This window comes from Pontibacter aydingkolensis, assembly GCF_019443125.1.
Classification (GTDB): Bacteria; Bacteroidota; Bacteroidia; order Cytophagales; family Hymenobacteraceae; genus Pontibacter; species Pontibacter aydingkolensis.
This window is the reverse complement of record NZ_JAHYXK010000007.1, coordinates 120031-135939: the sequence shown is the minus strand read 5'-3', so window position 1 is coordinate 135939 and position 15909 is coordinate 120031. Positions and strand designations below refer to the sequence as shown.

Here is a 15909-nt window from a genome sequence, read left to right as displayed (position 1 = left end):
CAAAATGGCCAGGCGTTAAATACACCTGGCCATTTTGCTTTAATTGAATAAATTTTCCTTAGTCTTTCTTGTTGTTTGATCTGCCGGAGCCGCTTTTGTTACCGCCGCCGTCTTGTTTGTTAACGGTAGCCCAGGCTCTTTTTTCGGCTTCTTTATGGCTTACGCCTCTTTTTTCGTAACCCTCTTCAATATGTTCTGCTTTTCTTTTCTGCTTGTCAGTATAAGCAGATTTATCGCCTTGTGGCATAATAACCTCCTTTTCTTGGTTTAACATAAAGCTGTTTATGAACAGCCTTTATATATTTTACGGCATAGGCCCAGCCATTGATTTAAAAAGATGTAAAAAGTAAAGTTGTTCTGATAAATAGCATTTTATCTTAACCACCCTCAAAGCTATCTTGTATTACTTTTGTCCGTTTATACTTTGTACTAACTTTTACTATACTTCCCATTATCAACTTAACCATGAAAAGTATATTTAACTGGAGTGGCGGTAAAGACTCGACGCTTTGCCTGTACCATGTGCTCAGGCAGAAAGAGTACAATGTACAGTTACTGCTAACTACCCTGAGCGGAGCTACTAACCGCATAACAATGCACGGTGTGCGTCAGGATCTTCTGGAGCAACAGGCAAATAGTATAGGTATTCCATTACAGCAAATCATGCTACCGGAAAATGCCACTATGGAGGCTTATAACAATTTGATGGAAAGCACTATGCGCCCATTGCAGCAACAGGGCTTTACACATGCCATTTTTGGAGATATTAACTTGGAGGACCTGCGCCTTTACCGGGAGCAACAACTGGCACAGGTAGGTATAAAGGCTGCGTTCCCGCTTTGGGGCAGATCTACTAAAGAACTGGTTGCGGAGTTTATAGACCTTGGCTTTAAGGCAGTAGTGGTAAGTATAAATGCCCGATTGCTGGACGAGTCGTTTGTAGGCCGAATTCTTGACCACAGCTTCTTAAACGATTTGCCGGAAGGCGTAGACCCTGCGGGCGAAAATGGCGAATTCCATACGTTTGTTTTTGACGGACCTATTTTCAAAAGACCTGTAAAGTATACGTTGGGAGAGAAAGTCCTGAAAACGTATGGTGCACCTGCCAATGCTGATGATAGCTGTTTTAAGAAAGAAGACTTACCAACCTATGACACCGGCTTCTGGTTCTGCGATTTGGTACCTACTCACTAAACATAAAAATCGCACTTCAAGAAGAAAACAAAAAGAGAGGCTATTAACCAACCTCTCTTTTTGATGTTAAGGTATGTAAGTCCTATTCCATATCAATCAGTGCTTCTACCTGGTTATAACCTGCAAACACACCAAGTCCCCCCTCTATGTTGCTGTACATAACCACTGGCTCCGCAAAGGGGTTACCGTTAGACTGAGATTGCTTGTACTGTGCGTCCTGGTACAGGTAGTAGTTTTTATCCGATACTACAAGCAGCAAGTGTAGTTGGTATTGCTTTTCTATATCCGGCGATTGTGCCCCCTGGTAATAATAGAAGTCATCGGATGTTAGAACTCCACCTTGTGCTTTATCATCCTTGTACAGGCCTGGCTTGCCACGATCCAGATGCGCAGGCTCTGCTACCCGCTGCCTATCTCCATAGTAGTTTTTATGCCAGAAAACTTTGGCAGCCAGCGTGCGGTAGTAATTGTTTACGCCGGGCGCGTCTGTCCACTTATAGGCTACTTTATACCTTTTCATTTCGCCCCCATAGTAATCGGTTTCAGTTGTGGTGGAGGTACTTACATCAGTTATCGCAATTCCCGTAGCTTCCGGAACCGAACAACTGGCAGTAGCTGCATATCCTCCGGGGGCTGTAACTTTTAAGGTGTAAGTTTTGCCTGCCACTATAGCCCATTCACGTAATTTAGAGAAATAAGCATTGTGGTCAGGGTCGTAGGTTAATGTTACAGCCGAACTACCGTCCGAGATGGTAACATTGGCGTTTGGTACCTGAAGTTGCTCCTCGCTCAGCCTTCTTCCCAGCGCCGGCTGCGACTTTTGCAGGTGCACTTTAAGCACTGTATCCTGCGGAGAGATAAAGGCGTGCACTACCAGCTTAGAGTCTACTTTGAAAGGCTTTACATTATCTGCATCTTTCTCGCAGGCAGTTAACAGCGTAATTGCAATAAGTATGATAAATGGTATGATACGATATGTTTTCATGTGCTGTACGTTTTAAAATTTAAAGCCATAAGTAACCGATGGGATAATCGGGAACAACGTGATCTGCTTTAGTTTACTTTCTGATGTGGTGCCGTTATTATCTTCTTCTATGTAATAAAAGAAGGGGTTGCGGCGGTTGTAGGCATTGTAAAAACTGATCTCCCAGGTACGCTCTCCCCACTTTTTCTGCTTATGAAACTGTATACCAATATCCATGCGGTGGTAAGCTGCCATCCGGAACGAGTTGCGGTCGCCGTAGTCAACTGCGTTGCCCCCGTAATAGGAGTATGAATTGACTTTATACTTTGATGGCAGATGGTGCTGCGATTCGTAAGTGCCTACAGGCATTGTAATGGCGTTGCCTGTACCGTAAACCCAGGTGCCAGATAAAGTTACACCTTTGCTTAGCTCGTAAATACCTACCAGTGAAATATCGTGGCGGCGATCGTAGCGGGCATAAAACTTTTTACCGTAGTTAAGCGAGTCAAACTGCAGTTGCGTCCACGATAAAGTATAACCAGCCCAACCAGAGAAGCGGCCCACCTTTTTCTGTAACAGGAACTCCACACCATAAGACCAGCCCTGGCCCGCTGTGATGTTATTTTCCCAGCTAACTTCTTCAGCTGTTTCCGGGTCGTCGATTACCATAAAGCTGGCACCCTCTTTATAACCTATAATGTTGTTTGATTTTTTATAGTATCCTTCGATTGTGAGGGCCAGGTCTTTTTTCAAAAAATCCTTAGCTATTCCTACTGCAATCTGCTGAGATGTCTGGGGCTTTAGCTTATCAGTAGTAGGCACCCACAGGTCGGTTGGTAAGCCAATACCAGTGTTGCTGATCAGGTGCACGTACTGGTTCATGCGTGCATACGATGCCTTTACAGCCAGGTCTTCTTTTATACTATAGGCAGCTGCCAGGCGTGGCTCCGGCATAAAGTAGCTTTTCTTATCTGCAGCAAAATGGCTCAGACGCAAACCGGCGTTAATTCTAAGGGCTGGTGTAGGCTTGTAAGTATCCTCCACGTAAACTGACGACTCTACACCATCCACATTTTTAGACTCCTGCTCAATAGTAGGCTGCTGTGAGTCTTTTATAACCAGCGCACTTGGCGTAAACCGATGGAATGTGCTCTGAAAACCGGCTTTAATCGAATGCTGCGGGTTAGGAAGGTAATCCAGGTCATACTTTAGGGCTACGTCCTGAATGCTGGAGAAATAGTCAAGCTTAAACTTTTCGTCTTTCTCGTCGTCTTCTTCGGATGCAAAAATATTGAAGCGGTAACGGCTAAAAACCAGGGAAGTGTTTGCAAACACTTTATTGGAGAACAGGTGGTTCCAGCGCAGCGTGCCTGTAGCATTGCCCCAGTGTATGCCTCCCTCCGACTCACCGTCATCATACTTTTCCCGGAAAAAGAAGCGATCACGGCCAAAGTAACCGCTTAAGTAAAGTTTATTCTTCTGCCCAAAGTCGTAGTTCACTTTTGTGTTCAGGTCATAAAAATAATACCCGGCCTTGCCATCTATGTCCATAAAAGGGCGGGCAAGTACATCGGCATACGTGCGGCGTCCGGATATCAAAAAAGACGATTTGCCTTTGCTTAAGGGTCCTTCCAGCATCAGCCGCGACGAGATCAGACCAATTCCTCCTTCACCATGCAGTTCCTCTTTGTTACCGTCTTTCATGTTCAGGTCGATAACAGAAGAAAGCCTGCCTCCATAACGTGCCGGAAATCCGCCTTTGGTCAGCTCCACGCTCTTAAGCGCATCGCCGTTAAACAAGGAGAAAAACCCAAACAGGTGCGATGCGTTGTACACTGTGGCATCATCAAGTATGATAAGGTTCTGGTCAGGGCCTCCGCCGCGCACGTAAATGCCGCTGTTGCCCTCGCTGCCAGACTGCACTCCCGGCATCAGTTGCAGCACTTTCATCACATCCTTCTCGCCAAGCAGCGCCGGTATACTTTTAATTTGAGAGATGGGCACTTCTATCTTACTCATATCCACTGCCTGGCTGACTTTCTCCACTCTTTCTGCTACAACTTCCACCTCTTTGAGCGTAGCCTCCGACTGTAGCTCAATATTCAACTCCAGGCTCTGACGCAATGATACTTTCCTTATTTCCGGCTTATAGCCCAGATAGCCAAATGTTAGTGTAACTGAATCTTTAGCCGGAAGTGTAAGGGAGTAAAAACCATAGGTGTTGGTAGAGGTACTAATGGTAGTGCCCGGCTGGTACACGCTTACTCCTATCAGCAGTTCGCCGCTGCCTTTCTCGCGCACATAGCCACTTAAGGTATACTTGCTTTGGGCAAAGGCAAGGCTGGTACAGCAAAACAGCAGCGCAAGCGTAAAAAGTTTTTTCATAGCTTTAATAAATTGAAATATTCTACAATAATATTGAATTGCTTTCTAACAACTAATATGCCAAGTATTAACTTTTTAAAATATTTAGTAAATGTAATACTTAGGGATTATACAGCAGCACCAGAGCCATGCAATACACGTAAAGGCTTGATATACAAAACAAACCTATGGAACAAGTAAAGTATGATTTCACAGATAAGGTAGTATTGGTTACAGGCGGCACCTCTGGCATTGGCCTGGCTACAGCTCAAAAATTTGCCCTTGCCGGCGCAAAGGTGATCATTACAGGTCGCAGCGAGGAAAAAGCCAAAGCACTTACAGGCAAGGCCGCATTTAACCCTGAGTTTATCCGCACCGACAACAGCCAGCCTGAGGCTATACTTGAGTTATTCCAGAAGATAAAGCAAAAGTATAAGCGCCTGGATATTGCCGTAAACAACGCCGCGAACGAAGCCGGAATAGGCATGTCTCTGCACGAGTTCGAGCTTACTGACTATGAGGAGGCTATGGCCGCTAATCTGCGCGGTGTGTGGCTGTGCATGCAGCAGGAGATCAGGCTAATGCTGGAGCAGCAACCAGCGGGTGGGGCCATTGTAAATGTGGCAAGTATCAATGGCTTGGGCGGAGCACCGGGAGGGGCTTTATACTCTGCCGCCAAAGCAGGTGTAATTGCTATGGCCAAGTCGTCGGCGCAGGAACTGGCCACCAGCAACATCAGGGTAAATGTGGTAGCTCCGGGGGCTCATCATACCCCTATGCTGGAAGACATGTTCAGGATGCAGTCAGGCGGCGATGCCGCCAGGGAAGAAGAGGTAAAGCAGATGTACCTTAACTTTATACCTCAGCGGCGCCTTGGCGATCCTGCTGAAGCCGCCGCTACAATTGTCTGGCTTTGCTCAGATGCAGCCTCTTATGTTACCGGAAATACTATGATAGTTGATGGAGGTATGTCGGCTATGATACGCTAGGCTTGAAAACAGCTACTCATGCATCTGCCAAACCAAACTTTATGTAGCACGTAAAAGCCGAAGCCATACCTCAATCTTTCTCCTGAAGTATGGCCTCACCCTAAGGCTTTTTATGGAAATAGCGCTTGTGCTCGCACTGTTGGTTGTAGCCATTATCCTGTTTGCAACCGAGTACCTGTCTATCGAGATTGTGACGCTGGTAATGCTGATCATTCTCGCCAGTGTGCGCATTATATCCCCTGAAGAAGCTTTTGCCGGGTTCAGCAGCGACTTTATCATCATCATTGCCTCCATTTTTATACTTAGCGCCGCCCTGCAGGAAACCGGTATATTAGACTTTGCAGTAGTACGGCTTGCCAACCTGGCCAGGCAAAGCACCAATGTTATGTTGCTGGTGGTTATGCTGGTAACTGGTGTTGTGTCTGCGTTTATGAACAATACCACTGTTACAGCCATGTTTGTTACCCCGCTTGTCGGGCTGTCGAAACGCATTAACCGCAGTGCCTCTAAAATACTGATGCCGCTTGCCTTTGCGGCTATACTTGGCGGTACGTGCACGCTTGTCGGTACCTCAACCAATGTGGCTGTAAGCGGCTATATTGCCAAAACAGGCCTCCCTCCCATTGGCTTGTTTGAGATCTCTGGCATCGGGTTTATTATTTTTGTGGTGGGCATTATATATATGATGACGATTGGCCAGCGCATGCTCCCCAGCCACGACGACCAGCAACTCACCGATGAGTATAAACTGCAGAAATACCTTACTGAAATCATTGTATTGCCAGATTCACCACTGGTAGGGCAAATCGTATTCGCCTCTGACCTTACCTCGCTTAATTTCAGGATGCTTAACATTATACGTGACCACGACAACTTTCTGCCAGACTTCAGAACCCGCATTCAGGCCAACGATGTACTATTGGTAGAAGGCGACCTGGACAACCTGATGAAGGTAAAAGAGACAAAGGGAATACAGATTATGGCCGACGCCATACTTGCCAAAGACCTGGAGACAGAAGATATCAGGCTGGCGGAGATGCTTGTTGTGAGGCAATCCAACCTGATAGGCAGATCTATAAAAGAGGTGGAATTTACGCGCCGCTACGGGTTGGTGGTACTGGCCATTTCACGCCACGGCGAAACCTTAAGATCCAAAATAGGGAGTATACGTTTGCAACTCGGAGACCTTTTGCTGGTACAGGGCGCAGCCGAAAGGCTGGGACAGCTACGGCAGTCAAGTAATGTAGCCTTGCTGGATGAATTTGAGCCTTTGCTGTTTAAAAAGCGCAAAGGCATTATAGCGATCTCCTGTTTTATACTTGCCATCGTAGCCGGCACAACCAAATTACTGCCTTTATCCATTGCTTTTCTGCTGGCTGCCATACTTACCATACTTTTCAGGTGTATTAATACGAACAAGGCCTATGCTGCTATAGACTGGCGCCTGCTGATACTGATTGGGGGTATGACGGCTTTCGGCACGGCTATGGAAAACTCAGGTGCAGCAGACTTTCTGGCGCAGGGCATTGTTAGCCTGATGGGGCCACTTGGAAAAACCGCTGTGCTGGGCGGCTTTGTGGTGCTTACGGTTATACTTACCCAACCCATGTCTAACGCGGCGGCAGCGCTGGTAATAGTTCCTGTTGCTTTACGAGCCGCCGTTGAGCTCAATGCAGACCCACGGGCCTTTGCTATAGGTATTATGCTGGCTGCCTCTGTGTCTATGGTTACGCCGTTCGAGCCGGCTTGCATTCTGGTGTACAGCCCGGGCAAGTACCGCTTCTGGGACTTTATTAAAGTAGGCACCCCACTTACGATATTGCTGATTTTGGTTATTATACTGCTGGTGCCGGTATTCTGGCCTATGTAACTGCTTTGCCAGATAGCGAGTAAGCATAAATGTAAGCTAAACCATTATGAAGAACACGTTATTCATGCTGCTTTTAATTGCCTTTTCGTGCAGCCCCAAAAACGAAGAGATTAAAGATGAACAGATAGCCCTTGGCTCTAAAGAAAAAGCTTTAGACTCTATAGCCAACACTGAACAGGACGGAGTAATAGTCGATGATACCGGTCAGGATACATATCTCCCACTGCCTCAGCCTGTATTGCAGTTGCTGGCACAAAAGTATCCCGGGTATAAAAAACCTATGTTGGCAAACGCGGCCAGAGATCGGGCCGCAGGAAACGAACAGGGTCCGTTTTTAATAAGCGGAGACTTCACGAACGACACCCATCTGGATCATGCCCTGCAATTGCAGCAAGATAAAAACATATTTATAGTGGCCGCCACAGATACAGGAAATGGCAGCTGGACTTTACACGAGTTAAAACGGGATGTGCTGTTTAACGATCGTGGTACCCTTAAAAGCCTTTATTACCTGCAGCTTACAGAACCAGGCCAAACATTACTGGACAGTGAAAGCAGATCCGGCTTTGAGTTGAAAAACAATGCGGTGTCGGTGGGCCTTGAAAACGATTTAACTACTTATGTATACAGCGACAACGGATTTAAAGCTTACCCTTCCTACAAATAAGCTATTTAAGCCAAAGTATAAAAAAGCACACCGGTCAGCGTAGCCATACTAACACCTGCAACAAAAGTAAAAGTACCTACTTTAGTTGATTGCGCTATCTCGGCTTCGGAGAAAGCGTACTGGTGCATGCGTATGTGGAATACAAAGAAAAGCAGGGCCAGTACAAAGCTCACAAACCAGAAAATTCCGAAGCGCAGCAGAAAATCCAGTGGCAGTTCGCTGGGGGTGTTATGATTCATCAAAAACCTGCCATTTAGCAACAGGAAAGAGCCCAGTAACAGTAGCAGGCAAACATAAGCGGTAATAAGCATCTTACTACTAACCTTAATTCTATACATAGGTTAATAATTTAAAAAAGCCTGTGCCTCATGTTTAATATGCTCGCGCGTTAACCCGTCTTTAACACCCATAGTTATTTTCCTGACCAGTACTCCAACAATAGACTTCTTAAACCCAAGGCGGGCAGCCATGTTAATGCAAAACTCCATTTCATTCTCGTCTACAATTCCATCGGCCAGCATCATCTCCACCAGGTCGTATATCTGGTCAAACCGATCAGAGTCGTTTGTGGGTATTTGCGGTTCTGTCTTCTCGGCATTGGAGATCAAATGACGCACTTCGTCGGCTTTCATGCCATGTTTCTTACCTATCGAAATAATAAAGTTCATTTCGTTTGGGTCAACGTGCCCGTCTATTTTAGCTAATGCTCCCAGGTTAGCGATATGGCTCTTTAACTTTTTTGTTTCTTCGCTCTCAAAAAAACCGAACATAGAGTGGCCCCTTTATAAGTATAAATTATGTTATTGATGCATCTTGCAAGAGTTGCCAAGTTGTGTTTATACAATACGAAACACAGCCTGAGAAATAATGGTACAGATACTACCGATTTTACATACGGTTTTCTCTATTTTTGGGGATATGGTTTTGCAGCTTTTTTTAAATTTATGGCAAAACAAAAGCTTAAAGTGCATAAGCATTATCCTTAAAATAACTTCCTGCGCAATAAGTTACTTAACTTGCACCTGATAACCAAGTGGGTACGGGCAAGTGCGCTATAATAAAAATAGATTAAAATGAAAAAGATTGGAGTTTTTACTTCTGGCGGCGACTCTCCTGGCATGAATGCCTGCATACGCGCTGTAGTGCGTGCTGCAGTGCACAAGGGTATAGATGTTTACGGTATCATGCGCGGCTACCGCGGTATGATCAAGGGCGAAATAATCAGGTTGGAATCAAATTCTGTGAGTAATATTATTCAGAAAGGCGGCACCATACTTCGCTCTGCCCGAAGCAAAGAGTTTATGACTAAAGAGGGAAGACGCGAGGCCTACGAGCAACTACAAAAGTTTGGAATAGAGGGCCTGGTGGCTATTGGCGGCGACGGTACATTTACCGGTGCAAACATCTTTTTTGAAGAATACGGCATTCCAACAGTAGGCGCTCCCGGCACCATCGATAACGACTTGTATGGCACAGATTATACCATTGGGTACGATACAGCTGTAAATACCGCACTGGATGCTATAGACAAGATCCGCGATACGGCAGACAGTCACGACCGCGTTTTCTTTGTTGAGGTGATGGGCCGCGACTCTGGTTACATAGCCATGCCATGCGCCATAGGCGGCGGAGCCGAGATTGTGATGATTCCGGAAACAGAAACAAGTATACAATCTGTAGTAGATACCCTTCGCCTTGGCTGGGATCGGTCTAAAACATCATTTATTGTAATTGTGGCAGAAGGCGACGAAGAAGGAAACGCTACCGAAATTGCTGCCCAGGTACAAAAAGCATTGCCTTACATGGATGCCCGCGTAACCATACTTGGCCATGTGCAAAGGGGTGGAGCGCCTACTGCTGCAGACAGGATGCTGGCCAGCCAACTGGGTATTGCCTGTGTAGATGGCCTGCAGGAGGGCAGAAAAGGTGTAATGGCAGGCATTATGAATTCAGAACTGGTGTACACTCCTTTTATCGAGACCATCACAAAGCAAAAGATCATCAACCCATACTATGCCGAGATGGTAAATATACTTTCGGTATAGTTTTAAGGTTTTTAAAAGTATAGTCTTGCAGAGGAACCAAGCATGAAAAAGTATACTTTATTTCTGTTACTTGTCATACTGCCTGCCTTATCAGGCTGCGATAAAGAATGCGCCTACATTGATTGTATATAAGAGCCATTCGTATTTAAACTAACCGATGCACAAGGCGCTAACCTGCTGGATAACGGAACTGTTAAATTAGAACAGATATACATGCAGCCAAAAGACAGTCCTTATCCTGTTAGCATTGTAACGGAAGATCGCACGGGCGGAACACTGATTATAGCTGCCGTTAATGAGCGTAACACCGAATACCTGCTTTTGGTGGAAGGATATGATCATCAGAATCTTAAAATTGACTTTGATGTAGTTACCGGCGACTGCTGCACATCTGTTACAATCAAGAAAGTATATCAGAATGGTAACCCTGCGTCAGACACAGGAAACGGCAGCGTAACCATAAAGCTCTGAACACCTGCCTTAGCCACGCCTAAAACTAAAGGCCCTTGCTGTAGTATTAAACGGCAAGGGCCTTACTATTGGCAGCAGTCTTAAAACTCGCATGCATTATCCCTTGCAGGCTACAGCATAAGCGGGTGCCTTTTGCATTGATTTTTTAAAGCGGCCACCAATTGCTGTGCATCTGCAAAGTATAAAAAATGCCTCTCTCTATCCATATTAAAACTTTCCCGTACAAGCAGTACACACGTAATTGTAACAGTTATCGCATCTGCTAAACATATCGGAAAAGGAATCCTAAAATTTATACTTTGGCTGTTAGCCATCGTAATCGGCCTTGTTATACTTATTGTTATAGCCCTCCAGTTCCCGGGTGTACAGAACTTTGTTGCTCAGAAAGGTGCAAATTACCTGGAAAACACCTTAGGCACCCGCGTAGACATAGGCAGGTTTACCACCGACTGGCGCAACACCTTTGTGCTGAAAGATGTGTACATAGAAGATCAGCAACAAGATACTTTATGGTATTCTGAACGTTTGGGGGTAGACATGCGCATTTTATCCCTGTTCAAAGGCGAACTGAACATCAGCAAAGCAGACCTCAACAATGCCACCCTTAAACTACACATCCGCGAAGACAGCACTACTAATTTCGACTTCATAATGGAGGCGTTTGCCACCGATACCACTACCGCCCAACCCGCCGATACTTCAGCTGCCATGGCCATTAACCTGGGCGTGATCAACCTGGATAATGTATACCTGGTGTTTCGGGATGATGCCGGGGGAAATTACATCAGGGGCCGCATTGGCGAAATGACAACCTCTATGGAAGAGCTTAACCTGGATGAGCAACGGTACCTGGTTGATGAAGTGGAGCTACGAAATACCTGGGTGGACTATAAGCAGACCAAAGTGCCACCACCCTCTGGCGATGAAGAGCCACTGGAGCTTGATTTTGGTATAAATCGTGTCGCCCTGGAGAACATAAGATTGAGTTATCTCAGCTACCCCTCTGACCAGCGCATTGAACTGGATCTGGGTAAGTCTGAGGTTGTTTCTGATAATATCAATTTAAAGGAAGCCCGCATAGATCTTAAGAGCTTCACCCTGCTCAATACCGATGTAGTATATGTGCAGGAAAAACTTACTCCCTCCGACTCCCTGACTATTAATCCGGAACGGACTGCAGAGAAACTAAATGAGTCGGTGGAGAAGGCAAGTGGCGAGCCTATGAACTGGGTATTGGCACTAGGTGAGCTGGATGTAAGAAATGTGAACGTTAAGTTTGATAATGCCGATGTAGCTCCCCAGCCGCGTGGGATGGACTACAACCACTTGCTGTTTACGGATGTGCTGATTGAGGCGCAGGATATTTTGTATAGCATGAACAGAACGGTAGCCGATATTAACCAACTCCAGTTAAAAGAAAAAAGCGGCTTCACACTGCAAAACCTGCAGGCCAACATTGTCTTCGACTCTACCGCCACAAGTATAACCAACCTGGATATAAAAACACCAAACAGCCACCTGCAAAACCAACTGGCCATGCAGTATCCGTCCCTGGACGCGATGGCCGAACGCCCCGAAAGTATAAGCTTAGACGTAGACCTGCGTAACAGCTATATTGGGATGAAGGATGTATTATACTTTGCACCCGACCTTGCCCAGGACCCATCTTTCAGAAGTATAGCCAACTCCACTATAAAAGTAGATGCGCAGGCCTCAGGGCCGTTAAACAACCTGCAGGTAAGAAATCTGCAACTGGTAGGTTTAAGCGGCACGAACATAGATATAAGCGGTACAATACGTAACACCCTTGACCCTGACAACCTGTACTTAGACGCCAACATCAGGCGCTTTACCACCACACGCACCGATGTGCAGGCACTGCTGCCCGCCGGTACACTGCCACCAGACATAAGACTGCCAAACCAAATGAGCCTGACAGGTAACTTTGCCGGTACCCTTACAGCTTTTGATGCCATTGCAGATATCCAAACATCTTTTGGCAACGCTGATGTAGTGGTAGATATGGGAGCCAACGAGAGTTTTACCGCCACAGTAAAGTCAGGCGGTTTTGACTTGGGACAATTGTTTACCGAAGATCTGGGTCTGGGCAAAGTGGCGCTTACAGCAAAAGCAACAGGCCGTGGCCTTACCCCGGAAACCATGCAGGCAAACGTACAAGGTACCATCCAGCGGCTAGACTACAACAATTATACTTATAACAACATTGCACTTAATGCCAATATCAACCGAAACCTGTATGCTGTTAAAGCCACATCCAAAGACCAGAACCTAAACTTTGACCTGATAGGTGATTTTAACCTGCGCAACGAACAGCAGCCTGTCTACGACTTTAACCTGGACCTGGGCAATGCGAACCTGCAGGCGCTTAATTTATACCCGGAGCCGCTATCGGTGCAAGGGCAGTTAAAAGGCAGGTTTACAGGCGCAGATGCCAGCACAATCAGCGGAAAGCTTACTGGAGACCAGGTCGTGGTACGGCACAATAATAAGGCTTACCCGATTGATTCGTTGCTGCTTACACTTGACCAAAGTGGCGAGAGGGCCAGTTTAAACCTTGCCTCAAGTGTAGCGGATGCTGAAATGCAATTTGAAAATTCGTTGGCCAACCTGCCCACTGCTTTGCAGAAGTACTTTTCTAATTACTTTGACCTGCAGCCAGACCCACCTTATCCGGCAAACGTGAATCTGAAAGACTTTACCGCCACCATCGATTTGAAGAAGACAGGCCTGATTACCTCTTTTGTGCCAGGGCTGGAGCAACTGCAAACAGCGGGGCCAATTACGGCTGTATATGACGGCAGCACCAATCAACTGAAGCTGGATGGAAATATCCGCAAAGTAGCCTATACAGACTATACTTTACAGAACATTGACCTGGAGATGCGCGGCAACAGAGAGCAGTTAGCTTATAAAATCGACCTGCAAAGGCTTATTTCACCATCTCTTAAAGTAAACAACGCTACTCTGGAGGGTGCGGCCCGGGATGATAATTTGCAGGTAAAACTAACGGTGGCAGGCTCCGACACCACCGATACTAACTTTATGCTGGGAGGGATCTTTAACAGCCTGGGCGAAGGGTACCGCTTCACGTTCCAGCCTGACGAGGTAATCATTAACGGAGACGTGTGGAATGTACCGGATGATAACTCCCTGCAGTTTGATACAGATTTTATTTACGCCAATAACATTGTACTGCAACGCAACAACAGCTCGCTATCGCTAAACAGCACGGGTCCTGTTGGCCCTGGAGCACCGTTAGAGATAAATATACAAAATTTTGACCTGGGCTACCTGATGGCATCTTTCCAGCCAAGCGATAGCCTATTGCTCGATGGTACACTCAACGGGGAAGCTACTGTACAAAACCTTCTATCAGGCACCCTTAGCTTTACCTCCGATCTGAATATTACAGATTTTACATACCAGGGAGTGCCAGTCGGTAACCTGGCTCTGGAGGCAAGCAGTGCAGGCGGCAACCGCTATAATATTGATGCCGCACTCACCGGAAACAGCAACCAGGTAAAAATAGCCGGCTTTGTGGAAACGCAGCCAAATGCCACTTTGCTTAACCTTAACGCTAACATCTCTAACCTGAACATCGCCTCGTTGCAAGGCTTTACAGAAGGTATTGTAGAAGATCTGGATGGGAGCGCACGCGGAGAGTTACGTATCGCCGGAACACTAGAAAACCCGGAAGTGCTGGGACAACTTAACTTTGACCAGGCGCAGTTTAACCTCACTACACTAGGATCTGTATTTACGCTGAAGGATGAACGACTGGTGTTTAACGAATCCGGCATCAACTTTCCAAACTTTACCGTAACCGATTCGCTGGGTAACGACCTTGTTGTAAGTGGAGATATCCTGACGCAAAACTATACCGACTATAAATTTGACCTGAAAGTAAACACCGATCGTTTTCTGGCTATCAATTCCACTGCTAAAGACAATGACTTATACTATGGCACCGTGTACTTGTCTGCCGACGCAACCATTACCGGCAATTTAGCAGAGCCTGCCATCAGCGTAAGAGCAACTATACTCGATGGCTCAGACTTTACCACCGTGATACCAGCCGAAGAAGTAGGGGCCGCTGAGCGGGATGGCATAGTAGAGTTTGTTGACCTTAACCCGGAGCTAACTGCCATACTTAGAAGAACCGAAGACTCTGTACAAACTACTGGTTTTGTTGGAGCAGATGTAGAAGCAGAAATAACTGTAACCGATGCAACAACCGTAACCATTGTGCTTGACCCAACGACAGGCGACAATATAGTAGTAAGGGGTAACGCAGATCCGCTGTACATCGGCATAAGGCCCTCCGGCGAAATCAACATGTCGGGGCGCTATACCGTTACCGAAGGAAAATATAGCATGGATTTCTACGATCTGGCCTCACGGGAACTGGCAATTGAGAAAGGCAGCTACATAAACTGGACAGGCGATCCGCTATTGGCAGATATGCAGGTAACAGCGATTTACGAGGTGCAGGCTGCGCCTATGGAACTTGTTGCCTCACAGGCGGGCGGTACCCTCGACCCTGTTCTGCGTAACCAGTTACCATTCCAGGTGTATGTTTTTGTAGAAGGTGAAATGCTTAAACCTGAGATTAGCTTTGACATACGTTTACCGGAGGAGCAACAGGCACGGGCAGGCTCGCTGGTGGTCAGCAGTCTTGGTAACCTGCGGCAAGACGAATCAGAACTGAACAAGCAGGTGTTTGCCCTGCTGGTACTTAACCGTTTCCTGGCACCGGATCCGCTTAGCAGCTCGGGTGGCGGTTTTGCAGCAACAGCCCGTAACAGCCTTAGCCAAGTAATGACCGACCAGCTTAACCAGCTTACCAACCGTTATGCCGGTGGCCTGGGTCTTGAGTTAGGAGTTAGCTCTTACGAAGATTATTCTTCCGGCTCTGCCTCTGGCCGCACTGATCTGAATGTGGCCCTGCGCCAGCAGTTCCTCGACGACAGGCTTACCGTACGCGTAGGCACAGATATCGGGCTGGAAGGCCAGAATCAGGGTCAGGCGCAAAGCAACATGAGTGGTTTTGGCGGAGACTTGTCTGTAGAGTATTCTATTACAAAAGACGGCAGGCTGCGTGTGCGGGGCTTCCAGCGCAATCAGTACGAAGGGGTTCTGGATGGCGGTGATGTGCGTGCCACAGGTGCTGCGCTGATCTATGTGCGTGACTACAACAACTTCTCCGATCTGTTCCGTAACCTGGAGCGCAGAAGAGAACGCGAGGCAGAACGTAAACTCGAGCAAGCCGAGAAAATAAATGAAGAAGAAAGAAAGCTAAGAAAAGAAGGACTAGAGAACTAAAC

General features: G+C 46.6%; 12 protein-coding genes. 7 read left to right on the top strand and 5 right to left on the bottom strand.

The window, feature by feature from the left end; translation table 11 throughout:
• Window positions 1-58 precede the first annotated feature (58 nt).
• The gene (locus K0O23_RS10490) at window positions 59-274 is read right to left on the bottom strand and encodes a hypothetical protein (RefSeq protein ID WP_246597034.1); all 216 of its coding nucleotides are present in this window, start codon (window positions 272-274) and stop codon (window positions 59-61) included.
• A 191-nt stretch (window positions 275-465) separates the two neighbouring features.
• Here K0O23_RS10490 and K0O23_RS10485 point away from each other — a divergent pair, with 191 nt between their 5' ends.
• A complete protein-coding gene (locus K0O23_RS10485; RefSeq protein ID WP_219877374.1) occupies window positions 466-1194 on the top strand; it encodes a Dph6-related ATP pyrophosphatase in 729 nt (242 codons plus the stop codon).
• Between the two features lie 82 nt (window positions 1195-1276).
• On the opposite strand, the gene K0O23_RS10480 is transcribed toward K0O23_RS10485, so the two are convergent.
• On the bottom strand, window positions 1277-2179 hold the full coding sequence (locus K0O23_RS10480) for a DUF4249 domain-containing protein (protein ID WP_219877373.1): 903 nt from the start codon (window positions 2177-2179) through the stop codon (window positions 1277-1279).
• Between the two features lie 12 nt (window positions 2180-2191).
• Complete coding sequence (locus tag K0O23_RS10475) at window positions 2192-4543, bottom strand: TonB-dependent receptor (protein WP_219877372.1); 2352 nt, start codon at window positions 4541-4543, stop codon at window positions 2192-2194.
• A gap of 167 nt (window positions 4544-4710) precedes the next feature.
• Here K0O23_RS10475 and K0O23_RS10470 point away from each other — a divergent pair, with 167 nt between their 5' ends.
• The 3 genes from K0O23_RS10470 to K0O23_RS10460 all read left to right on the top strand — a co-directional run bounded on the left by K0O23_RS10470 (window position 4711) and on the right by K0O23_RS10460 (window position 8048).
• Window positions 4711-5511, top strand: coding sequence for an SDR family NAD(P)-dependent oxidoreductase (locus K0O23_RS10470; protein WP_219877371.1), 801 nt, complete (start codon window positions 4711-4713; stop codon window positions 5509-5511).
• 112 nt (window positions 5512-5623) lie between these two features.
• A complete protein-coding gene (locus tag K0O23_RS10465; protein ID WP_219877370.1) occupies window positions 5624-7381 on the top strand; it encodes an SLC13 family permease in 1758 nt (585 codons plus the stop codon).
• Between the two features lie 46 nt (window positions 7382-7427).
• A complete protein-coding gene (locus tag K0O23_RS10460) occupies window positions 7428-8048 on the top strand; it encodes a hypothetical protein (RefSeq protein WP_219877369.1) in 621 nt (206 codons plus the stop codon).
• Between the two features lie 5 nt (window positions 8049-8053).
• Here the strand turns inward: K0O23_RS10460 and K0O23_RS10455 are convergent, their stop codons facing one another.
• Window positions 8054-8386 carry a hypothetical protein gene (locus tag K0O23_RS10455; RefSeq protein ID WP_219877368.1) on the bottom strand — a complete coding sequence of 111 codons (333 nt, stop codon included), beginning with the start codon at window positions 8384-8386 and terminating at the stop codon, window positions 8054-8056.
• Window positions 8387-8389: 3 nt separating this feature from the next.
• On the bottom strand, window positions 8390-8818 hold the full coding sequence (locus K0O23_RS10450; protein WP_219877367.1) for a TerB family tellurite resistance protein: 429 nt from the start codon (window positions 8816-8818) through the stop codon (window positions 8390-8392).
• A 303-nt stretch (window positions 8819-9121) separates the two neighbouring features.
• Here K0O23_RS10450 and pfkA point away from each other — a divergent pair, with 303 nt between their 5' ends.
• The 3 genes from pfkA to K0O23_RS20370 all read left to right on the top strand — a co-directional run bounded on the left by pfkA (window position 9122) and on the right by K0O23_RS20370 (window position 15907).
• The gene (gene pfkA, locus K0O23_RS10445) at window positions 9122-10093 is read left to right on the top strand and encodes a 6-phosphofructokinase (protein WP_219877366.1); all 972 of its coding nucleotides are present in this window, start codon (window positions 9122-9124) and stop codon (window positions 10091-10093) included.
• Between the two features lie 213 nt (window positions 10094-10306).
• On the top strand, window positions 10307-10564 hold the full coding sequence (locus K0O23_RS10440) for a hypothetical protein (RefSeq protein ID WP_219877365.1): 258 nt from the start codon (window positions 10307-10309) through the stop codon (window positions 10562-10564).
• 477 nt (window positions 10565-11041) lie between these two features.
• Window positions 11042-15907, top strand: coding sequence for a translocation/assembly module TamB domain-containing protein (locus tag K0O23_RS20370; RefSeq protein ID WP_219877364.1), 4866 nt, complete (start codon window positions 11042-11044; stop codon window positions 15905-15907).
• The last annotated feature ends 2 nt before the right edge of the window (window positions 15908-15909 follow it).

Bases quoted from the DNA above. Each gene is read 5' to 3' on its own strand.
- K0O23_RS10490 (WP_246597034.1), bottom strand. From the start codon at position 274: ATGTTAAACCAAGAAAAGGAGGTTATTATGCCACAAGGCGATAAATCT.
- K0O23_RS10485 (WP_219877374.1), top strand. From the start codon at position 466: ATGAAAAGTATATTTAACTGGAGTGGCGGTAAAGACTCGACGCTTTGC.
- K0O23_RS10480 (WP_219877373.1), bottom strand. From the start codon at position 2,179: ATGAAAACATATCGTATCATACCATTTATCATACTTATTGCAATTACG.
- K0O23_RS10475 (WP_219877372.1), bottom strand. From the start codon at position 4,543: ATGAAAAAACTTTTTACGCTTGCGCTGCTGTTTTGCTGTACCAGCCTT.
- K0O23_RS10470 (WP_219877371.1), top strand. From the start codon at position 4,711: ATGGAACAAGTAAAGTATGATTTCACAGATAAGGTAGTATTGGTTACA.
- K0O23_RS10465 (WP_219877370.1), top strand. From the start codon at position 5,624: ATGGAAATAGCGCTTGTGCTCGCACTGTTGGTTGTAGCCATTATCCTG.
- K0O23_RS10460 (WP_219877369.1), top strand. From the start codon at position 7,428: ATGAAGAACACGTTATTCATGCTGCTTTTAATTGCCTTTTCGTGCAGC.
- K0O23_RS10455 (WP_219877368.1), bottom strand. From the start codon at position 8,386: ATGTATAGAATTAAGGTTAGTAGTAAGATGCTTATTACCGCTTATGTT.
- K0O23_RS10450 (WP_219877367.1), bottom strand. From the start codon at position 8,818: ATGTTCGGTTTTTTTGAGAGCGAAGAAACAAAAAAGTTAAAGAGCCAT.
- pfkA (WP_219877366.1), top strand. From the start codon at position 9,122: ATGAAAAAGATTGGAGTTTTTACTTCTGGCGGCGACTCTCCTGGCATG.
- K0O23_RS10440 (WP_219877365.1), top strand. From the start codon at position 10,307: ATGCAGCCAAAAGACAGTCCTTATCCTGTTAGCATTGTAACGGAAGAT.